At 72.2% G+C, this 18,291-nt stretch carries 24 protein-coding genes; 9 read left to right on the forward strand and 15 right to left on the reverse strand.

The genetic code is table 11. From position 1 onward, the window contains the following. Positions 1-7 precede the first annotated feature (7 nt). Positions 8-601 carry a TetR/AcrR family transcriptional regulator gene (locus ACBI99_RS32375; protein ID WP_219506388.1) on the forward strand — a complete coding sequence of 198 codons (594 nt, stop codon included), beginning with the start codon at positions 8-10 and terminating at the stop codon, positions 599-601. A 47-nt stretch (positions 602-648) separates the two neighbouring features. On the opposite strand, the gene ACBI99_RS32380 is transcribed toward ACBI99_RS32375, so the two are convergent. From ACBI99_RS32380 to ACBI99_RS32415, 8 genes are all read right to left on the reverse strand, one after another. Then, on the reverse strand, positions 649-861 hold the full coding sequence (locus tag ACBI99_RS32380) for a hypothetical protein (protein WP_219506397.1): 213 nt from the start codon (positions 859-861) through the stop codon (positions 649-651). 33 nt (positions 862-894) lie between these two features. Next, positions 895-1,245 carry a nuclear transport factor 2 family protein gene (locus ACBI99_RS32385; RefSeq protein ID WP_375074198.1) on the reverse strand — a complete coding sequence of 117 codons (351 nt, stop codon included), beginning with the start codon at positions 1,243-1,245 and terminating at the stop codon, positions 895-897. 3 nt (positions 1,246-1,248) lie between these two features. Beyond that, positions 1,249-1,566, reverse strand: coding sequence for a DUF3140 domain-containing protein (locus ACBI99_RS32390; RefSeq protein WP_219506400.1), 318 nt, complete (start codon positions 1,564-1,566; stop codon positions 1,249-1,251). Between the two features lie 29 nt (positions 1,567-1,595). Then, the gene (locus ACBI99_RS32395) at positions 1,596-2,255 is read right to left on the reverse strand and encodes a response regulator (RefSeq protein ID WP_375074199.1); all 660 of its coding nucleotides are present in this window, start codon (positions 2,253-2,255) and stop codon (positions 1,596-1,598) included. Beyond that, positions 2,252-3,403, reverse strand: a complete 1,152-nt coding sequence (locus ACBI99_RS32400; protein WP_375074200.1) for a sensor histidine kinase — start codon at positions 3,401-3,403, stop codon at positions 2,252-2,254. Before ACBI99_RS32400 ends, ACBI99_RS32395 begins: the two co-directional genes overlap by 4 nt. Positions 3,404-3,425: 22 nt before the next feature. Then, on the reverse strand, positions 3,426-3,998 hold the full coding sequence (locus tag ACBI99_RS32405) for a hypothetical protein (protein WP_357591413.1): 573 nt from the start codon (positions 3,996-3,998) through the stop codon (positions 3,426-3,428). A 159-nt stretch (positions 3,999-4,157) separates the two neighbouring features. Beyond that, positions 4,158-4,604 carry a YdeI/OmpD-associated family protein gene (locus ACBI99_RS32410; protein WP_375074201.1) on the reverse strand — a complete coding sequence of 149 codons (447 nt, stop codon included), beginning with the start codon at positions 4,602-4,604 and terminating at the stop codon, positions 4,158-4,160. After that, entirely contained in the window at positions 4,601-5,398 is a 798-nt protein-coding gene (locus ACBI99_RS32415) for an alpha/beta fold hydrolase (protein ID WP_375074202.1), read from the reverse strand. The genes ACBI99_RS32410 and ACBI99_RS32415 overlap by 4 nt, the downstream gene beginning before the upstream one ends. Positions 5,399-5,516: 118 nt before the next feature. Between ACBI99_RS32415 and ACBI99_RS32420 the strand changes: the two genes are divergently transcribed. The 5 genes from ACBI99_RS32420 (at position 5,517) to ACBI99_RS32440 (ending at position 10,607) form a co-directional block, all read left to right on the forward strand. After that, a complete protein-coding gene (locus tag ACBI99_RS32420; protein WP_219506419.1) occupies positions 5,517-5,936 on the forward strand; it encodes a nuclear transport factor 2 family protein in 420 nt (139 codons plus the stop codon). 18 nt (positions 5,937-5,954) lie between these two features. Beyond that, the gene (locus ACBI99_RS32425) at positions 5,955-7,238 is read left to right on the forward strand and encodes an FG-GAP and VCBS repeat-containing protein (protein WP_375074203.1); all 1,284 of its coding nucleotides are present in this window, start codon (positions 5,955-5,957) and stop codon (positions 7,236-7,238) included. A gap of 75 nt (positions 7,239-7,313) precedes the next feature. Continuing rightward, on the forward strand, positions 7,314-9,359 hold the full coding sequence (locus tag ACBI99_RS32430; protein WP_375074204.1) for a sensor histidine kinase: 2,046 nt from the start codon (positions 7,314-7,316) through the stop codon (positions 9,357-9,359). 10 nt (positions 9,360-9,369) lie between these two features. Further along, on the forward strand, positions 9,370-9,606 hold the full coding sequence (locus tag ACBI99_RS32435; protein ID WP_375074205.1) for an AbrB/MazE/SpoVT family DNA-binding domain-containing protein: 237 nt from the start codon (positions 9,370-9,372) through the stop codon (positions 9,604-9,606). Continuing rightward, positions 9,603-10,607 carry an alpha/beta hydrolase gene (locus ACBI99_RS32440; protein ID WP_375074206.1) on the forward strand — a complete coding sequence of 335 codons (1,005 nt, stop codon included), beginning with the start codon at positions 9,603-9,605 and terminating at the stop codon, positions 10,605-10,607. Before ACBI99_RS32435 ends, ACBI99_RS32440 begins: the two co-directional genes overlap by 4 nt. Here the strand turns inward: ACBI99_RS32440 and ACBI99_RS32445 are convergent. Then, a complete protein-coding gene (locus ACBI99_RS32445; protein WP_357585971.1) occupies positions 10,604-10,966 on the reverse strand; it encodes a peptidase inhibitor family I36 protein in 363 nt (120 codons plus the stop codon). The genes ACBI99_RS32440 and ACBI99_RS32445 overlap by 4 nt on opposite strands. A gap of 72 nt (positions 10,967-11,038) precedes the next feature. Beyond that, the gene (locus ACBI99_RS32450) at positions 11,039-12,109 is read right to left on the reverse strand and encodes a hypothetical protein (protein ID WP_375074207.1); all 1,071 of its coding nucleotides are present in this window, start codon (positions 12,107-12,109) and stop codon (positions 11,039-11,041) included. Positions 12,110-12,191: 82 nt separating this feature from the next. Here ACBI99_RS32450 and ACBI99_RS32455 point away from each other — a divergent pair, with 82 nt between their 5' ends. Beyond that, positions 12,192-13,106, forward strand: coding sequence for an SDR family oxidoreductase (locus tag ACBI99_RS32455; protein ID WP_375074208.1), 915 nt, complete (start codon positions 12,192-12,194; stop codon positions 13,104-13,106). Here ACBI99_RS32455 and ACBI99_RS32460 read toward each other — a convergent pair. Beyond that, positions 13,097-14,506 carry an MFS transporter gene (locus ACBI99_RS32460; RefSeq protein ID WP_375074209.1) on the reverse strand — a complete coding sequence of 470 codons (1,410 nt, stop codon included), beginning with the start codon at positions 14,504-14,506 and terminating at the stop codon, positions 13,097-13,099. The genes ACBI99_RS32455 and ACBI99_RS32460 overlap by 10 nt on opposite strands. A 75-nt stretch (positions 14,507-14,581) precedes the next feature. Here ACBI99_RS32460 and ACBI99_RS32465 point away from each other — a divergent pair, with 75 nt between their 5' ends. Continuing rightward, positions 14,582-15,202: a TetR/AcrR family transcriptional regulator gene (locus ACBI99_RS32465; protein WP_375074210.1), complete on the forward strand. Its 621-nt coding sequence runs from the start codon at positions 14,582-14,584 to the stop codon at positions 15,200-15,202. A gap of 15 nt (positions 15,203-15,217) precedes the next feature. Here ACBI99_RS32465 and ACBI99_RS32470 read toward each other — a convergent pair whose 3' ends face one another. The 4 genes from ACBI99_RS32470 to ACBI99_RS32485 form a co-directional block, all read right to left on the reverse strand. Next, positions 15,218-15,394 (reverse strand): hypothetical protein, encoded by a 177-nt coding sequence (locus tag ACBI99_RS32470; protein ID WP_364180675.1) that lies wholly within the window; start codon positions 15,392-15,394, stop codon positions 15,218-15,220. Beyond that, positions 15,391-16,578, reverse strand: a complete 1,188-nt coding sequence (locus tag ACBI99_RS32475) for a hypothetical protein (protein WP_364180677.1) — start codon at positions 16,576-16,578, stop codon at positions 15,391-15,393. The genes ACBI99_RS32470 and ACBI99_RS32475 overlap by 4 nt, the downstream gene beginning before the upstream one ends. A 165-nt stretch (positions 16,579-16,743) precedes the next feature. Continuing rightward, a complete protein-coding gene (locus ACBI99_RS32480; RefSeq protein WP_357585977.1) occupies positions 16,744-17,070 on the reverse strand; it encodes a hypothetical protein in 327 nt (108 codons plus the stop codon). Between the two features lie 117 nt (positions 17,071-17,187). Beyond that, entirely contained in the window at positions 17,188-17,757 is a 570-nt protein-coding gene (locus tag ACBI99_RS32485) for a TetR/AcrR family transcriptional regulator (RefSeq protein ID WP_308125596.1), read from the reverse strand. A gap of 67 nt (positions 17,758-17,824) precedes the next feature. Here ACBI99_RS32485 and ACBI99_RS32490 point away from each other — a divergent pair, with 67 nt between their 5' ends. After that, complete coding sequence (locus ACBI99_RS32490; RefSeq protein ID WP_246643887.1) at positions 17,825-18,286, forward strand: DoxX family protein; 462 nt, start codon at positions 17,825-17,827, stop codon at positions 18,284-18,286. Positions 18,287-18,291 lie beyond the last annotated feature (5 nt).

Genomic DNA, 18,291 nt, shown 5'->3' on the forward strand with positions numbered 1-18,291 from the left:
GGCCGGTATGAGGCGAGCACCCGAGGAGAAGCAGCGCGACCCCGAGCGGACCAAGGCCCGCATCCTTCAGGCGGCGCTGGAGGAGTTCGCGGCCAAGGGGTTCGCCGGGGCGAGGGTCGGCGAGATCGCCGCCAGAGCGGGGATGAACAAGCAGCTCATCTCTTACTACTTCGGCGGAAAAGAGGGCCTTTACCAGGCGCTCAGCGCGAGCTGGCAGCGTGAGGAGAGCGCGTTCGCCGACCGGGGCGCCACGCTGGGCGAGCTCGCGGCGGGCTACGTGCGGGCCAACGCCGAGCGGCGCGACTACGGCAGGCTGATGGCCTGGCAGGGGCTCACGGACGACGCCCCGCCCGACCCGGGCTTCGCCGACGACCTGCGCCGCGACGTCGAGCAACTGCGCCGGCGGCAGGAGGCGGGGGAGCTGCCCGCCGACCTCGACCCGGCGGCGGTGCTGGTGGCGCTGTTCGCGATGGCGGCGGCCGGCATCACGTTCCCGCAGGTCGTCAGGGCCGCCACCGGCCTCGACCCGGAATCGCCGGAGTTCGCCGGCCACTACGCCGAGCAGGTCCGGCGCCTGGTCGCGCACCTGGCCGGGACATGACGGAAGGCCCGGCGCCGATCAGGCCCGGGCTGACGCGGCTCGGGGGATCAGTCCGCTGAGATGCGCTCGAACAGGGCCAGCGCCGCCTGCCGCACGTCGTCGGGCGTGACCCCGTCCAGGGTCTGCCTGGCCTGCGCGATGTCGCGGGTCGTCGCCAGCGTGATCGCCACGGACTTCGCCGCCGCCCGGTCCAGCGAACCGGCCGGCGCGGCGTCGGCGAGCTGCTGGGCGCTCGCGGCGAGGTCGAGGTTGTCTCTCAACGGGCCTCCTCGGATGGTCGTCGGCTCATTGCATCACCTGATGTCATGCTCCATCCACCATTCGGTGAATTCCCGGCACCTGCCGTCGGGAACGAACCGGATCACCCAGAGGTTGCTGTACGTCTTGTCCGGATATGTCGTGACGCCTTGGATGACGCTCACCTCGGCCGTCACGCACACCGGATGCCACTGGAACGTCGTCTCACCTGGCCTGTCCTGCCTGGCCAGCCAGTTGGAGACGATCGCGTCCCGGCCGCGCACCGGCATGCTGTACGGCTCGTTGTAGTACACCGCGTCCTCGATGAAGAGGGCGGCGATCTCGTCCGGATCGTTGGACTCCCAGGCCCGCAGGTAGCCCGCGATCCAGTCCTGCGGCTGGATCATCGCCTATGCCCGCAGCGGGTCGTGCCCCGCGGACATCAGCATGTGCCGCGCCTGGTCGTCGCTCTTGTTGCCGACCGTCTCCACCAGCTCGACCACCCGGCGCATCACGTCGCGGTCGGCGTCGGTCAGGTCCATCTTCCGCTTGCTCAGCACGTGCAGCACGCCCCTGCCGAGCTCGTCGATGCCCAGGTCGGGATCGGCGCTGAAACCGTCCTCGCCCGAGGCGTCGGCCAGCAGGTAGGAACGCAGCTCCTCGGAGTTCATGTTGACCACCCGATGGAACTCGTCCCAGAGCATGTCCGTCTCGAAGCCCTCACTCATACGAGCCCGCCTACCCGTCCGCGGGTCCGTTACGCTCCCGGCACGGCCAGCCCCGACTCGTACGCGGCGATCACCGCCTGCACCCGGTCACGCAGCCCGAGCTTGGTCAGCAGGTTGCTGACGTGCGTCTTCACCGTGTGCTCGCTGACCACCAGCGTCCGCGCGATCTCCGCGTTGGACAGGCCGCGCGCGATCAGCTGCAGCGTCTCGCGCTCCCTGGCCGTCAGCACGTCCAGCGCCCCGGGAGCGGCGCCCGGCCTGGCCGCCGGTCGCGAGGTGAACTCGTGGATCAGCCGCGTGGTGACCGCCGGCGCGAGCAGCGACTCGCCACCGGCGACCACCCGCACCGCGTTCACCAGGTCGTCGCGGCGCACGTCCTTGAGCAGGAACCCGCTGGCCCCCGCCCGCAACGCGTCGAACACGTAGTCGTCCAGGTCGAACGTCGTCAGCATGAGCACCCGGCAGGCCGTCTCGGCGCACACGATCCGGGCCGCCTCGATGCCGTCCATCCGGGGCATGCGGATGTCGAGCAGCAGCACGTCGGGCGCGTGCTCGCGCACCGCCGCCACCGCCTCGACGCCGTCGCCGGCCTCGGCCACCACGTCGATGTCGGGCTGCGCGGCCAGGATCATCGCGAACCCGCCCCTGACCAGCTCCTGGTCGTCGGCCACGACCACCCGGACCGTCATGCCGGCAGCCGGGCGGTGACGCGGAAGCCGAGACCGTCGGTGCGCGGCCCGGCCGTAGCGGAGCCGCCACAGGAGGCGGCGCGCTCGCGGACGCCGATCAGCCCGTTGCCGCCCGAGGGCAGGGCCCGGCCCGAGCCCCGGCCGTCGTCGGTGATGTCGATCATCAGGGTGTCGTCCTCCCAGGTGAGCCGGATGTCCGCGCGGGTCGCGCCGGCGTGCTTGACGATGTTGGTGAGCGCTTCCTGCGTGATCCGGTACGCCGCGACCGCCGAGTCGGACCGGAGCGGGCGCGGCTCACCGGTGGTCTCGAAGGCGACCTTCAGCCCCGTGCCCGCCACCTGGTCCGCCAGGCCGGGCAGCTCGTCGAGTGTGGGCTGGGGGGCGAGCGGCGCCTGCTCCTCCTTGAGCGCGCCGAGCATCCGCCTGAGCTGCACCATCGCGTCGCGGCCCGCCCCCGCGATCGCGTCGAACGCCGCCTCCGCGCGGTCCGGGTCGGTCCTGACCGCCACCGGGCCCGCCTCCGCCTGCACGACCATGAGGCTGACCGCGTGGGCGAGGATGTCGTGCATGTCGCGGGCGATCCGCGCCCGCTCGCGTTCGGCCGCGCGTTCGGCCTCCATCTCGCGCTCCCTTTCCAGCCTCGCGGCCCGTTCCTCCAGCGCCGCCGCGTGCGCGCGCGACGTGGCCGCCGCCCTGCCGATCGCGTACGCGGCCACGTACAGCACGGTGCTGCGCAGGGCCGTCTCCGACGAGCCGACCAGCGCGAACATGCCACCGGCCATGAGGCAGAGCGCGGTGACGCGGACCCAGCGGGGCGAGCTCGTGGCCACGGTGTAGAGGGCGACCAGGGAGCCGTACCAGATCGGCTGGTCGGCCACGCTGTCGGCGAGGTCGTACAGCCCGCTCACGATCAGCGACGTCACCAGCACGGTCACCGGGAAGCGGCGGCGCCACAGCACCGGCAGCGACGAGCCGACCGCCACCGCGTAGCCCCACCAGGACCACGGCACCCCGAAGTAGCTGGTGCTCGACAGCAGCGGCCAGAGCTGGGCCAGCGTGATCGCGCCGGTGAGGGCCACGTCCAGCAGCGGCTGGGGGAGCGCCCGATAGCGGCGGCGGAGCACGGTGACGAGCGGAGGTTCGGGCACGATGTCCCAGTTTCGCGCAAGATCAGGCATGTGCGGGGACTCGCCGGTCACGTACCGCCAGCGGCAGGAACGCGATCAGCGCGAGCAGCCCGCCCAGCGGGATCAGGTCCAGCGACACGAACGGCAGCAGCACCTGGACCAGCACCAGCGCCGGAACCCAGACCGGCACCTGGCGCCGGACCGCGAGCATGGCCACGAGCACGACCTGCGCGACGTAGAAGAGGACCGGCCCGGCCTGGTAGACCAGCAACGACACCCCCGGCACCGCCTGCACCTGGTCGAACAGCGGCCCCATCGCCTCGTGGTCGGCCGCCATGAACCCCACGACGACGTCGATCGCGAACTGGACGAACGCCAGCCCGGCCCCTGCCGCTCCGGCGACGAGCACGGCGGTGGCGGCCCGGCTGCGCCCGAGCATCAGCCACATTTCCCGAAATATGTAGACAAAGAGCACCAGTGCGCCCATGAACGCCAGATGGCCGGCCGTCCAGGCCGGTCCCGGCCCTCGGCTGCCGTCGATCCCGTCGATGAGCCGCAGGATTCCGTAGCCCGTGGAGAGCAGTGGCGCGGCGAGGTAGGCGGGGCGGATCCGCATGATCTTCTCCTGGGGGAGGCGCTGGTTGACGTCCCCATCCTCGGATTTCCCGCCGCGAAAAGGATCGCCGCCCGGGGCGATCCTGGCTCTCACTCTCAAGAGCGAGGCGGCCTCACCGGCACGGCCGATCCGCCTCACCGGCACGGCCCGGCCGGGAGGTCACGCCTCGCCGGCGGCCAGCTTGGTGATCGCGTCGGCGACGCGGCGCTGCCGGGTCTCGGCCTTCTTGGCGCCCTCGACCTGGAGGACCACCCGGCGCCGCCGGGAGTAGGACAGGCCGTCGAAGAACGCCTTCGCCTCCGGCGCCCGGCCGAGCGCCTCGGCCAGGTCGCCGGGGACCGCCACCTCGCGCGGCGCGGTGTCGAGCTCCAGCGTCACCTCGACCTCGTCGCCCGCCGCCACCCCGGCGCCCTGCCGGTGCTCGGCGCTGAGCGGCAGCAGGTAGCGCCCGCCCATGACGGCGACCGTGCTGCGGTAGCTGTAGCCGTTGACCGTGACCGTCACGGCGGGCCGCCTGCCCGAGCAGAGCGCCTCCACGATGCCGGCGGGCACCTCGAACCCCGTCGCGGTCCTGCCCGCCAGCTCGACGGTGGTGCGGAAGCTCATGCGAAGAAGCCCTTCAGCACGGGGGCCAGCGCGCGCGCCTTGACCAGGTGCGTCTGGCCGTCGAGGGTGCGCGCGGCTGCGTCGGGCAGCACGCGGGCCAGGTCGGCGGCGCCGTTGCGGATCCAGGCCGGGCTCTTGCCGCCGTCGATCACCAGCGCGGGCACCTTCACCGCGTCCCACTCGTGCTCGGGAAGCGGCTTGCCCTGCCCGAAGCGCGCCACGAACGCCGCGTCGTAGGCCAGCGTGTGGGCGATCGCCTTCATGCCGGACCAGCCGGGCATGAGCCGCATCATGGCCACCATGATGCCCGGCAGCCCGACGCCCGTGCGCATGAAGTAGCGGATGGCGTCGGCCGGGCGGCCGGCGGCGATGAAGCCGCGGATGCGCTCCTCGTAGTCGTGGGGCATGGGAGCGCGGGTGCCGTCGACCACGAACGGCGGCTCGTACACGGCGACCTTGGTGACCGGGAGCCCGGCGGCGGTGGCGGCCAGGGCCAGCGCCGCGCCGGACGAGATCCCGTACAGGAAGACGGGCTCGCCGATCGCCTCGATCAGCGTGGCGAGGTCGTCGATCTCGCGCTCGACCGCGAACGGCGCGGTGTCGCCGCTGCCGCCGCGCCCGCGCCGGTCGTAGGTGTAGACCGTGTGGCTGCCGGCGAGCTCGGCCGCCAGCGCGGGGTTGGGGCCGGAGGCGCGGTGGCACATCGCCCCGTCGACGAGGATGACCGCCGGCCCGTGGCCGACGCGGGTGTAGGCGATGGTGGTGCCGTCCTGGGAAGTGACTGTGTTCTCCATGCCCTGAGCGTCTCACCGACAAATAAAATTGTCAAGGCGCTTACCTGCGACGTAATGGCGCCCCGGGCCGCGCCCCTGCCAGGCTTTCCAGGTCGTCCAAACGGGGAGGAAGCACCGCATGTCCACACGTGACGTCGTCCAGGAGCTGCTGCGCAGGATCGGCGAGGGCGACCCCCGGCGCATCGCGGAGCTGTACGCCGACGACGCCGACTGGAAGCTCGACTGGCCGGAGGCCGAACACGGCCGCGCCGCGACCCCGTGGATCCGCCACCGCGTCACCCGCGCCGACGCCGAGGCGCACTACCGGGAGATCGCCGAGCACCACGTGCCCGAGGAGGTCGCCACGGTGGTCGAGCGGGTGCTCGTCGACGGGGAGCACGCGGTCGTGCTGGGGGAGATCCGCCAGACCGCCCGCCCGACCGGCCGCGCCTACCGGTCCAGGTTCGCGCTCCACCTCACGGTGGAGGACGGGCTGGTGACGCGGCACCACGTGTACGAGGACAGCCTGGCGGTGGCGCAGGCCTTCGACGGCGCCTGAGCCGTACGATGGGCGGGTATGAGGCGAGTCGTCGGCGCGGTGCTGCTGCTGGTGACGCTCGCCGCCTGCGCACCCCCGCCCGAGACCCGCAACCCGCCCGCCACGTCCGGCCCGCCTGTGACGTCCGGTCCGCCTGTGACGTCCGGCCCGCCCACGACGTCCGGCTCGCCCACGACGTCCGGTCCTGCGACGCCCGGCCCGCCCACCACGTCCGGTCCGCCCGCGACCTCGTCCGGCCCGTCGGCGGGTGAGCCGGTTGACCGGGGCCGGCCCGGCGACCTTGACGGCGACGGCTATGCCGACCTGGTCTTCGCCTCGGGTGACCGCCTCGACGTCGTCCGCGGCTCCCGTACCGGCCTGGACCCCGCCACCCGCGTGTCCGTGCCCGCCGACCGGTTCCGGGTGTGGCTGATCAGCCAGAGCGTCCATGCCGACCTCGACGCCGACGGCTACGGCGACGTCGTGGTGCACGGCGGCCCGCCCGAAGGGGAGATGGCCCCGCACGTCCTCTGGGGCGGCCCGCAGGGCGTCGGCCTCGTCCCCGTGCGCGTGGGCAGGAAGAGCCTGCTGCACCCGGTGACCGGCGACTTCGACGGGGACGGCGTGGCCGACGTGGCGGCCCCGGCCTCGGGGCGCACGGCCCTGGTGCTGCTGTACGGCCCGTTCACGCGCGAGGGCGTTCCGGCCCGCGAGGAGACCCGGCCGTCCCCGTCAGGCGGGGAGTTCTGGCGCCTGGCCGCCGGGCCGATCGGCGCAGGGCGCCGTACCGGGCTGCTCGTGTACGAGGGCGACGACGGCGAGCAGGTCGCGAGCCGGCTCGTCCGGGGGCCGGGGGAGCCGGTCCGCAGGCTGAACGCGGGGATGGCGTCGGCGTTCGGCGACTTCGACGGCGACGGCCGGGAGGACGTCGCGGTCGGCGACGACGGCGGCCGCAACAACGAGCCCGGGTTCGAGACCGAGCCGCCGGGCGTGGACCGGACCCTGACCGTCTACTACGCGGGCGGCCGCGTCGAGAGCCTGCGCGGGGCCAAGGGCGGGGCGGTGGCGGGCGACTTCGACGGCGACGGTGACGACGACGTGGCCTTCGGCGGGTTCTGGCCCGACACGCCGTCGGGGCCGCGCCTGTTCCGGGGTGGTCCCGGGGGGTTGCGGGACGCGGGGCCGATCGGCGCGGGGCGCGGGCTGTCGCCGCTGACCGCCGGGGACTACGACGGTGACGGGGGCGACGAGCTGGTGCTGGCGTCGGAGAAGAGCGTCGCGGTGTCGGACGGGCGGGGGGCGATGAGGTCGTTCAGCAGGTGAGCAACCTTTTTATGACGATTTATCAATACGAAGCCGTGCATAATGCGTCCAGCTCCAGGAGAGGCAGGGACCAGCATGGCTCGGAACGCCATCGTGGCAGCGCGGGCCGCGGCCGTCACCTTGGCGGTGCTGTCCCCGCTGCTCGAACTCGCGGCGCTGGCGATCTGGCGGTCACTGCCGCCCGAGTGGACCCCGGCGCAGACCGCGACCCCGCAGTCGGCCGCCGCCCTGGCGTTCCCCGTGGTCGGCGCCGTCCTGATCTTCCACCGGCCCAAGCTCGGCATGGCGTGGGTCATGTGCCTGGGCGGGCTCGCCGGCGCGGCCAGTGACATCACCAACGCGCTGCTCTTCCACTACGCCGACCTCGGCCGCTACGAGGTGTCGAGCTGGCTGCGGATCGCGACGCTGATCCCGTGGGGGATCTGCGGGGCGACGCTCACCGCCGTGCTGCCGCTCTACTCGCCCGACGGCCGGCTGCTGTCGCCGCGCTGGCGCTGGGTCATCGTCCTCAGCGTCGCCGGGCTCAGCCTGAACATCCTGCGCGCCGTCGTGCGCCCCGACCCGTCCCTCGCCGACTACCCGTACCCGGTCGTCATCACCAACCCGCTGGCGGTGCCCGCGCTCGGCCCGTACCTGCAGGTGATGACCGTGGCCGGGTGGACGCTCATCTACACCTCGATGGCGCTGGCCGCGTGCTCGATGGCGTTGCGGATGCGGCGGGCCGACCCGGTCGGCAGGCGGCAGATCGGCTGGCCGATGTACGCCTTCGCGGGCTACATCGTGTTCCTGGTCGTGGGCGGGGCCGTGCCGGAGCTGATGTGGCTGTCGATCACCTGGGCGGCGCTGATCCCGGTCGCGATGGCGTTCGCGGTGATGCGTTACCGGTTGTACGGGATCGACACCGTGGTCAGCCGCACGTTCGTGGCGGCCGGGCTGCTGGTCGTGGTGAGCGCCGTGTACTTCGGCGTGGGCGCCGTCTCCTCCGTGCTGGTCTCCGGGTACGACCAGATCGCCGGTCTGGCCTCGGCCCTGTTCGCGGGGGCGTTCTTCCAGCCGTTGCGGCGGTGGTTGCAGCGGCTGGTGGACCGGATGCTGTACGGCAGGGTCGGTGACCCCGCCCTGCTGGCCGAGCGGCTGACCCAGGCGATCCGGCGCGGTGATCCCGCCGAGGCGCTCACGTCGGTCGTCGCGGTGCTGAAGGACGGGCTGGCGGTGGAGGGCGTGGCCGTCGAGGTCGCCGACGGCGAGCCGCGCTACGTCGAGAACGGCCGTGTCGGCGCAGCGCCGCGGCGGGTGCCGCTGGTCTGGCACGGTGAGCAGGTCGGCCGTCTGCTGGTGGGCGCGCCCGGTCCGCGGCGTTTCCCGGCCGCGCACAACGAGCGCGTGCTGGCCACGCTCGCCCCGTACGCCGCCGACGTGGCCCACGCCGTGCGCATGGCCGCCGACCTGCAACGCTCACGCGAACGGATCCTCAGCACCCGCGAGGAGGAACGTCGCCGCCTGCGCCGCGACCTGCACGACGGGCTCGGCCAGAGCCTGTCGAGCATGGCGATGATCATCAACATCGCGCGCAGCCGGCTCAAGGACTCGCCCGATTCGGCCGACGCCCTTCTGCAGGATCTGCGTACCGGCATGGACGCGGTGGCCGGTGACGTCCGCGAGCTGGTGCACGGGCTGCGCCCGCCCGCGCTCGACGATCTGGGCCTGGCCCGCGCGCTGCGTGAGCTGGCGGGGCCGCAGGTGCCGGTGCGGGTCGAGGGGGCGCTGTCGGATCTGCCGGCGGCCGTCGAGGTGGCCGTCTACCGGATCGTCCAGGAGGCGCTGACCAACATCCGTCGGCACGCCGAGGCCGAGACCGTCACCGTCACGCTGCGCCGGGAACGGTGCGTGCTGCGGGTGACCGTCACCGACGACGGGCGTGGCCTGCCCGAGTCCCACCGGCCCGGCGTCGGGCTCTCCTCGATGCGGGAGCGGGCGGCGGAACTGGGCGGCATCTGCGTCATCACCGGCGAACCTGGCCGGGGGACGCGGGTGGAGGTGATGCTGCCCCTGCCGACGACGGTCTCGGCGGGGGTGCCGGCCGGGGCGGCGGTGCGTGCAGAAAGTAGGAAAAGTAGGTAAAGTCATACCCATGACCGGAAAAATGATCGAAGGGCCGGACGGCCGGTACATCGTGGGCACCGTGAAGATCAGCGAGAAGGGTCAGATCGTCATCCCCAAGGACGCCCGTGACCTGCTCGGCATCGAGCCCGGCGACACGCTGCTCGTCCTCGTCGACCCCAAGCAAGGCATCGCGCTCGTCGACAACGAGAGGTTCCGGCAGTTCGCCACCGGAGTCCTCGCCGCGCAGAGCGAGCCGGACCAGTGACCCCACCGGTGAACCCCTACCACGGCCTGCGCGAGCCGCTGCCCGCCGCGCTGTCCGGCTTCCGCCAGGAGTCCGCCGAGCTCGACGGCGTGCTGATCAACTACGTCCGCGGCCCCGAGTCGGGTGTCCCGCTCCTGCTGATCCCCGGCCAGATGAGCCTGTGGAGCAGCTACCGCAGCGTCATGCCCGAGCTCGCCCGCCGCTTCACCGTCTACGCCGTCGACGTCCGGGGCCACGGAGCCTCCTCGTGGACCCCGGGCGACTACTCGTGGGACTCCGCCGGCGGTGACCTGGCGCGATTCCTGCGCGACGTCATCGGCAGGCCCGCGATCGTCAGCGGCAACTCCTCAGGCGGCGTCCTCGCCCTGTGGTGCGCCGCCAACGTCCCCGACCTGGTCGCCGCCACCGTCCTGGAGGACCCGCCGATCTTCTCGGTCGAGATGCCGCGCTTCCGCGACCGCGACCGCTGGGTCTACGCCAGCCTCGTCCACACCGCCGAGGTCGCCGAGAACGGCCGCCCGGCCGACATCTTCCGCCAGGACATCCCGATCGCCGAGGACAAGAGCATCCGGATGCCCGACCGGTTCGTCGACCTCCTCGACCGCCTGGTCACCCGGCACGCCCGCCGTCACCCCGGCCGCCCCGCGAGCCTCGGCGTCCGCTGGCTGCCGCGCTCCCTGGACGAGACGATCCGGGCGGTCTCGATGTTCGACCCCGACTTCGCCAGGGCGTTCGTCGACGGCCGCTTCTACGGCGACTTCTCCCACGAGGCCGCCCTCCGGGCAGTGAGCGGCCCCGTCCTCCTCATGCACGCCAACTGGAACCGCTTCGTCAAGCACGGCCTCGTCGGCGCGATGGACGACGACGACGCCCGCCGCGTCCGCGACCTCGCCCCCCAGACCGTCTACCGCCGCATCGACGCCAGGCACGTCATCCACGACGACAAACCCCGCGCCTTCCTCACGGCCCTGACGGACTTCGCCTCACACGCGCGGGTCTAGCACTCCCCGCGCCACGTCACCTTGGTCACCGTACGGATCGAGGCCGGCGGCGCCGAGATGTTCCCCTTGCCGTCCGGGTCACCGAAGTGCACGCACCGCGTCCCGACGAACGCGACCGTGAGGTTGACGTGGTCGTAGCCCTCCTGCGCGTAGGCGTTGTTGAAGTAGGACCGGGCGGAGACGCTGCCGCTCCAGTTCTGGTTCGTCTTGTACGACATGCCCTCGCTCTGGTTGTAGCCGTAGTAGAAGCAGATGTAGCCCTTCGGGCAGCTCTCGGCGGCCTGCGCCGCCGACGGCACCACCGCCAGCCCCCCGAACGCGACGGCGGCGGCCAGTGCGGTGAAGACTCGATTACGCATGTGTCACCCTTCTCGGTAAGAACCCCGTGAGGTGATCTTCACGCGCCCCGCTTCCCCTGTGAACCTGTGTCCTTACAGGGGGATCACCCTGGGCAGGATCGGGGCGTCGAACCAGGTGGGCTTGTGCTTGCGCAGCAGGGCTTCGCCGTCGCGCTGCCAGGAGAAGCCGGGCTTGTTCAGCAGCTTGCGGAAGACCTGGTCGGCCTTGGCCGGGTCCGGGGCGGCCAGGCGGCGCAGGATGCCGGGGCCGGTGTCGGCGCCGCGCAGGTAGCCGCTGATCACGTCGCGGTACGGGCGCCGGACCAGGAGCGACGGGTCGGCGAACGCCGCCTGGGCGAGGTCGAAGCCCGGGAAGAAGCTGAGCCCCTCCTCCTTGTCGAAGACGACCGCGAGGCTGGGCGCGCCGGACAGGCCGAGGTCGGGCAGCTCGGGCTCACGCCATGCGCCGGGCTCGCCGCCGTTGCGTTCGTGGTCGTGGCGGTAGAAGGCCAGGATCGTCTCCTGGACCGCGTCGCCGGCGACGATGACCAGGTCGCTGCCGTACAGGTCGATGAAGGAGGCGCGCTGCCGCGCCTGGAGGGCGCGGGCCTGGGCGAGCTTGTCCGGGTTGCGGAAGACCATGCGCGGGTTCTGCAGCTGGAGGGTGCGCACGCCGGCGAGGACGGCGGCGACGTCGTCGGCGGAGTAGGCCGTCGCGGCGCCGCTGATCATCCAGTCGTCGCCGACGGGCACGAGGCCGCCGACCATGACGACGCCGGGCGTGAGCTGTTCGACGCCCTCGGCGCCCATGTTGGACCTGATCCGGTAGGTCAGCTCGTCGACGTGGTTGACGGCGATGACGCCGTCGTCGCCGTACGGCTCCTTGATCTCGAACACGCCCTGGACGTAGTCGGCCCACGACAGCAGCAGCGCCCGGTCCGCGCCGGTGAAGCGCTCGGCGAACGAGCTGAGGACGGTCTGGCCGCCTTCGAGGCGTTCGGTGAGGACGAAGGCGTCGAGAGCGGTCGAGAAGACCATCTCGTCACTGACCCCGTCGGGGAACGCGCGCTGGATCATGTTTCTGGTGGCCCGCTGGAACCTCGGCGACCTCGCATACTCCGACAGCTCGCCCTTGAGCTCCCCGGCCCGCTGCATCAGATCCATGCGCCCAACCTAGCGCCGGGCCGTCGCCGAAGTCCGGGAAAAGATGACAGACGCTGTCGGGTATCGCGGTTACGTTCGGCTCATGCACAACACGTTGAAGGGCAAGGTCGCGCTGGTCGCCGGGGGGACGCGGGGCGCCGGTCGGGGCATCGCGACAGAACTCGGGGCGGCGGGGGCGACGGTGTACGTGACCGGCAGGACCACCGGCGAGAGCCGCTCGGAGTACGGCAGGCCGGAGACCATCGAGGAGACCGCCGCCCTGGTGACCGAGGCAGGCGGGGAGGGCATCCCCGTCCGGGTGGACCATCTCGAACGCGACGAGGTGCGCGCCCTCGTCGAGCGGATCGAACGCGAGCAGGGGAGGCTGGACGTCCTGGTCAACGACATCTGGGGCGGCGAACTGCTGGCCGAATGGGACACGCCGCTGTGGGAGCACGACCTGGACAAGGGGCTGCGGCTGCTCCGTCTGGCCATCGACACGCACATCATCACCAGCCACTACGCGCTTTCGCTGCTGATCCGGCGGCCGGGCGGCCTCGTGGTCGAGATGACCGACGGGACGAAGGCGTACAACGACGACAACTATCGGGTGTCCTTCTTCTACGACCACGCCAAGAGCGCGGTGATCAGGCTCGGCTTCGCGCAGGCGCACGAGCTGCGGCAGCACGGCTGCGCGGCGGTGACGCTGACGCCGGGCTGGCTCAGGTCGGAGATGATGCTGGACCTGTTCGAGGTGACGGAGGACAACTGGCGCGACGCCACCGCCCGCGAACCGCACTTCGTGATCTCCGAGACGCCCCGCTACGTTGGCCGGGCCGTCGCCGCGCTGGCGACGGACCCGGACGTGATGCGCTGGAGCGGCCAATCGCTGTCCAGCGGGCAGCTCGCCCGCGAGTACGGGTTCACCGACGTGGACGGCTCCCAGCCGGACTGCTGGCGCTACCTCGTCGAGGTGCAGGACCCGGGCCGCCCCGCCGACGCCACCGGCTACCGCTGAGCGGGCAGGGTCAGGATCACCAGCACGAGCGCCAGGGCGGTGATGCCCAGGCCGACCGTGAAGGCGGCTCCCATGCCGTCGGCGACGGCGACGGCGCTCCCCGTGCTTCCGGCGCTTCCCGTGTTCCCGGCGACCGAGGCGTACACGCTGGACAGGATCGCGATGCCGAGTGACGCGCCGGTGAGCATCGCGGTCTGGAGCACCCCGGCGGCCGCGCCCGTGTCGGCGGGGGCGACGGTGGACATGATCGCCAGGTTGAACGGCACGACGACGAGCCCGAGCCCGGCCCCCACCAGCAGCAGGGGGCCGGCGATGCCGGGGACGTACCCGGTCGTCGCGGAGATCGGGACCAGCCAGGCGACGCCCGCTCCGATCAGGGCCACGCCGGTGATCGCGACGGCCCTGGCGGTGAGCCGGGTGATCACCCTGGGCGCGCTCTGCGCGGTCAGCAGCATGCCGAGCGCCATGGGCAGGAACGCCAGGCCCGCTTGCAGCGCGTTGTGGCCGAGGACTTCCTGAAGGAACTGCACGATGAGGAACTGCGTGCTCATCGTCACCATGGGGAGCAGCAGGAGCCCGGCGAAGGCGCCGGCGCGGGCGCGGTCGGCGAACAGCCACAGCGGCAGGATCGGCTGCCGCGCCCGCGCCTCGACCCGGACGAAGGCGGCCAGCAGCCCGGCGCCGCACGCCAGCGCGACGAGCGCGGCGGCGTCCCGCCAGCCGTGCTCGGCGGCGCGGGCCAGCGCGAAGGCCACCGCGCCGAGCCCGGCGACCGAGGTCAGCGCCCCTGCCACGTCGAAGCGCCCGGGCCGGCGCGGCGCCTCGGCGAGGACGCGCGGCGCCAGCGCGATCACGACCAGCCCGATCGGCACGTTGACGAACAGCACCCAGCGCCAGGACAGCGCCGTGGTGATGATCCCGCCCAGGACCAGCCCGAGCGTCATGGCCGACGCGGTGACCGACGAGTAGACGCCGAGCGCCTTCGCCCGGCCCTCACCCTGGAAGTTCGTGGTCAGCAGCGCGAGCGTGCTCGGCGCGGCCAGCGCGGCGCCGAGTCCTTGCAGGGCGCGGGCGGCGACGAGCCATCCGGGAGCGGTCGCCAGCCCGCCGGCCAGGGAGGCGACGGTGAACACCGACATGCCCGCGAGGAACATCCGGCGGTGGCCGAGGATGTCGCCCGCACGGCCACCCAGCAGCAGCAGACCGGCGTAGACGAGCAGGAAGGCGTTGCTGACCCACGACAGCCCGGCCGGGGTGAACCCGAGCCCGCCCCGGATCTCGGGCAGCGCGACGTTGACGATCGTCGCGTCGAGCATCAGCACCAGTTCGCAGGACACGATGACGGCCAGCGTCACCGCGCCGGCGCTGCGGACGGCGGTTCTTTCGCGCAGGCGGGACACATTCACTCCTCAATAGGGAACCAGGTGGTTCACTATAGAGCGAGGGTAGGGTGGGATCGCAAGGAGGAGGTGCTGATGGCCACCACGGCCGAACGGTCCGCCCGGCCCGAGCCCGCCGAGCCGCCCGAGCCGCCCGCGTCACGGCGGCGCGGCGAGGAGCTCCGGCGAGTGATCTTCGATGCGGTCATCGAGCAGCTCGGGACCGTCGGCTACGCCAAGCTGAGCACCAACCGGATCGCCGCGGCGGCGGGCACCGGCAAGGCGGCCCTCTACCGGCGCTGGCGCAACAAGGACGAGCTCATCCGCGACGCGCTGCGCGAGCTGATCCCCGGCCCGCCCGAGGTCACCCCGGCCACGCCGCTGCGCGACGGCCTGGTGATGCTGCTCTCCTACCTGAACCGGGTGCTGTACGACTCCAACGGCGCGGCCTTCCAGGCGGTCGCCGCCGCGGGCGTGGCGCAGACCACGCAGCTACGCGCCCTCTTCCGCGAATCGGCCACGGAGCCGTGCGAGAAGCGCATCGCCGAGCTGATCGGCATGCACGGCGGCGCCGCCCCGGGCCGCAACGAGACGGCGATCGCCACGGCGGGGCCCGCGATGATCTTCTACCACTGCCTCAGCGGTCAGCCCAGGAGCACCGACGAGCAGATCGAAGCGATCGTCGACGACCTGCTGCTGCCCCTCATCGGCGCCTGACGCCGCCGCCTCCGCTCAGTCGAAGTCGAAAATGGAGTGCTTGTCGTAGAAGTGGAGGATGTAGCGGCAGCGCGTGCAGATCATCAGCGTCATCCGGTGGGAGGTCATCCCCCACCGGCTGTCGAGGCGGCCCTGCTCCTGCTGGAACTCGGTGCCCTGGCAGAGGGGACAGGCGAGCTGAGGTCTCGTCATGTCCGGTGAACGCGCGGCCTGGGCGCCCGGGTTCCGGGCCGCTTGGTGGCCCAGGCGATCCGCTCCTTGGCCGTCCCGCGCAACCCCGGCTTGGCCCGGCGCGCCACGTACTCGAGCTGGGCCAGCGCCGTGGCCGTGCCGATGTCGCCGAGCACGCCGGTGACGTCCTTGGAGATGTTCGCCGGGCCGTTCAGCGCCAGGCAGCCGAGCCGGCCGGTGACCTCGTCGTCGGCCAGCCAGATGAGCTGATCGACCACCCAGCGGTTGCCGGACGGCGCCCCGGCGGCCTCCCACGCCTCGTACACCGCCCAGCCGAACGCCGCCAGCGACGTGCGTTCGCACAGGTCGAGCACGTCCTGCAGGCCGGGATAGATCTCGGCCGGGGCGTTCCACTGGACGCCGGGCGACAGCGTGAGCGCGCCGACCAGGTTGCGCACCGCGTCGGCGGGCAGCGGCCGGCCGTCGCGCAGCCTGACCTCGGGCAGCGTGTCCACGTCGAGCCAGGAGAGGGCGCGCGGCCTGCTGGTCGGTGCGCCCCCGTCCAGGATCAGCGTGACAGCGTCCGCGACCTCGTCGCCGTAGGTCCTGGCGGCCGCCACCACGGCCGCCCTGCCGTGCCCGGAGACGATGTGGAACAGCGCCGCCCCCGCCTTGTCGCGTGCGGCCCGCCTGGTGCCGAGCGCGTCCGGCACCAGGTACGGCACCGCCGCCGTCCCGTGCCGGGCGAACCACTCCCGGGCATGGTGGCGCGTCGCCGCCCTGCCGAGCCAGGCGGCCATCAACCGGGCCACCTCGACGTCGCGGAACGGCATCAGCGCCCAGCCGGACCGGTGCGTCTTCGCGTTGGGGAACACCACGGGAAGGGCGTCGGCCTCGAACCGCACGGTGACGGTCCGCAGGATCGAGAAGTCGGACGAACGCCTGAGCTTCAGCTTCCAGCTCCCCAGCAGCGGCCGGACCAGCTCCTCCGGAGCCAGCTCGAACAGCGAGAACTGCGCCGATTCGCGGACGATCCGCCCGTTCACGAACTCCCGTACGACACCCTCCCACCCCTCCCGCTGGAGGACCTCCTTGAGCTCGGCCGTCAGATGGGAACGGCCGGGCAGTCCTTGCCTGAGCTCCTCGCGTTCCCCCGGTAACCAGTCGACCACCCGTCCCGCGGGAGGCAGCAGCCCCGGGATCACCGGGGGCTTCCGCTCCCACGGGGGAGTGACCAGAAGGGGAGGAAGCGCGTCGCGCATATGTCAGCCTTTCGAGCACAGGACTTCGGCGACGGCATTCCTACCGAAGCCCGGTATGTCGCGAGCATGTCGTCTCCGGGGCACGGCTCCACCGGTGGGGACGACCGCCTACAGAGGACAGGTGCCGCCGGCGTAGACACGAATACCGGAGATCTTGCGCGGCTGCGAGTAGGTTTCCGTCTCGCCCGGCTGCAGACAGCCGATGTTCACGCCCTCGGCGGGGACCAGACGCGCCGCGTACGGGCTGCTGTTACGCGCGGACGTGATCTCGCGCGCCAGCGGGATGTAGCCGGGCGACGGGGTGACGCAGACGGACTGGATGCCGGAGTAGAGGCAGATGGAACCGCTGGTGGCGGCGGCGGGTGCAGCCATCCCGATCGCGGCCAGGAGCGCGGCGGCGGCGATGCCCGCCGGCAGGTGTTTCCGTGCTCGCATTCTCGGACCCTCCTCATCGGATTCGTGGTCGTGAGAAACGATAGATCGGGCCGCTTTACTTTTGATTTCACCGCACTTTCGGCACCGGGTCGGCTCCCGCCCGCTGCCCGGAATTCTTCAGCGAAGGGCGCCGAAGACGAGCCGGATCATCGAACGGGCGAGCGCCTCCGGGTCGCCGCCGGAGCTCTCCGGCAGGGCGCCGCTCAGCCACAGACTTGCGAAGCCGTGGGCCAGCGACCAGGCGGCGATCGTGGTCATCCGGTCGTGCTCCGCGCCGGGTGACAGCGTCCGCGCGCTGTCGACGAGCACCCCGGCCGCCCGCTCCTGCGCGCTCCGCACGCCCGGGTCGTCGGCGCGGTAGAGCTCGGGCCGGAACATCACCTCGAAATAGGGTCGATGGTCAATGGCGAACCGGACATAGGCGACACCCACCTCCCATACGTCGGCCGCCGCCGCCTCTAGCGCGTCGGAGAACAGTGTGAAGCCCTCGACCGCCACGGCCGTCAGCAGCCCCTGCTTGTCGCCGAAGTGGTGGGCGGGGGCGGCGTGCGAGACGCCCGCGCGGCGTGCCAGCTCGCGCAGGCTCCACCCGGCCGGGCCGGACTCGCCGATGGCCTGGAGCGCGGCGTCGATGATGACGCGCCGCAGGTTGCCGTGGTGGTAGGACGGCTGGCTGATCTCCCTCACCTCCGCTGTGACGCTCTCACCCTATCTTGACGTTGACAAGATAGCGACCTGTCCTCCAATCTTGCCGATGACAAGATTGGAGGACGGGATGGTTCCGTTCATCGCCCTCACGGGCGGCTTCGTCGTCCTGCGACTGCTCGGCGTGGCCGGTGTCGACGCCCTGGACGCCTGGCAGCCCGCCCTGCGCGGCGCGCTCGCCCTGATGCTCGTCTTCACCGGGGTGCCGCACTTCCTGCCCTCGTGGCGGCGCGACTTCGCCGCGATGGTCCCGCCGGTGTTTCCGCGCCCCGCCCTGCTGGTCACCCTCACCGGCGTCCTGGAGCTGGCCGGCGCCGCCGGGCTCCTGATCCCGCGCCTGGCCCCCTACGCGGGTGCCTGCCTGGCCCTGCTCATGATCGCCATGTTCCCCGCCAACGTCTCGGCCGCCCGCCGCGGCCTCACCCTCGGCGGGAAGCCCGTCACGCCACTGCCCGCCCGTACGGCCCTGCAGGTGCTCTTCGTCGCCGCCGCCATCGCCTCGGCCGTGTGAGCCCG

Origin of the sequence: Nonomuraea sp. ATR24, assembly GCF_041950485.1 — a bacterium.
GTDB classification, from domain to species: domain Bacteria; phylum Actinomycetota; class Actinomycetes; order Streptosporangiales; family Streptosporangiaceae; genus Nonomuraea; species Nonomuraea ceibae.

What these genes read in the sequence shown, in the direction of transcription:
- ACBI99_RS32375 (WP_219506388.1), top strand. Translation starts at nt 8, where the DNA reads ATGAGGCGAGCACCCGAGGAGAAGCAGCGCGACCCCGAGCGGACCAAG.
- ACBI99_RS32490 (WP_246643887.1), top strand. Translation starts at nt 17,825, where the DNA reads ATGACAAGATTGGAGGACGGGATGGTTCCGTTCATCGCCCTCACGGGC.
- ACBI99_RS32430 (WP_375074204.1), top strand. Translation starts at nt 7,314, where the DNA reads ATGGCTCGGAACGCCATCGTGGCAGCGCGGGCCGCGGCCGTCACCTTG.
- ACBI99_RS32425 (WP_375074203.1), top strand. Translation starts at nt 5,955, where the DNA reads ATGAGGCGAGTCGTCGGCGCGGTGCTGCTGCTGGTGACGCTCGCCGCC.
- ACBI99_RS32435 (WP_375074205.1), top strand. Translation starts at nt 9,370, where the DNA reads ATGACCGGAAAAATGATCGAAGGGCCGGACGGCCGGTACATCGTGGGC.
- ACBI99_RS32450 (WP_375074207.1), bottom strand. Translation starts at nt 12,109, where the DNA reads ATGGATCTGATGCAGCGGGCCGGGGAGCTCAAGGGCGAGCTGTCGGAG.
- ACBI99_RS32455 (WP_375074208.1), top strand. Translation starts at nt 12,192, where the DNA reads ATGCACAACACGTTGAAGGGCAAGGTCGCGCTGGTCGCCGGGGGGACG.
- ACBI99_RS32405 (WP_357591413.1), bottom strand. Translation starts at nt 3,998, where the DNA reads ATGCGGATCCGCCCCGCCTACCTCGCCGCGCCACTGCTCTCCACGGGC.
- ACBI99_RS32415 (WP_375074202.1), bottom strand. Translation starts at nt 5,398, where the DNA reads ATGGAGAACACAGTCACTTCCCAGGACGGCACCACCATCGCCTACACC.
- ACBI99_RS32385 (WP_375074198.1), bottom strand. Translation starts at nt 1,245, where the DNA reads ATGATCCAGCCGCAGGACTGGATCGCGGGCTACCTGCGGGCCTGGGAG.
- ACBI99_RS32390 (WP_219506400.1), bottom strand. Translation starts at nt 1,566, where the DNA reads ATGAGTGAGGGCTTCGAGACGGACATGCTCTGGGACGAGTTCCATCGG.
- ACBI99_RS32480 (WP_357585977.1), bottom strand. Translation starts at nt 17,070, where the DNA reads ATGCGAGCACGGAAACACCTGCCGGCGGGCATCGCCGCCGCCGCGCTC.
- ACBI99_RS32420 (WP_219506419.1), top strand. Translation starts at nt 5,517, where the DNA reads ATGTCCACACGTGACGTCGTCCAGGAGCTGCTGCGCAGGATCGGCGAG.
- ACBI99_RS32410 (WP_375074201.1), bottom strand. Translation starts at nt 4,604, where the DNA reads ATGAGCTTCCGCACCACCGTCGAGCTGGCGGGCAGGACCGCGACGGGG.
- ACBI99_RS32395 (WP_375074199.1), bottom strand. Translation starts at nt 2,255, where the DNA reads ATGACGGTCCGGGTGGTCGTGGCCGACGACCAGGAGCTGGTCAGGGGC.
- ACBI99_RS32465 (WP_375074210.1), top strand. Translation starts at nt 14,582, where the DNA reads ATGGCCACCACGGCCGAACGGTCCGCCCGGCCCGAGCCCGCCGAGCCG.
- ACBI99_RS32445 (WP_357585971.1), bottom strand. Translation starts at nt 10,966, where the DNA reads ATGCGTAATCGAGTCTTCACCGCACTGGCCGCCGCCGTCGCGTTCGGG.
- ACBI99_RS32470 (WP_364180675.1), bottom strand. Translation starts at nt 15,394, where the DNA reads ATGACGAGACCTCAGCTCGCCTGTCCCCTCTGCCAGGGCACCGAGTTC.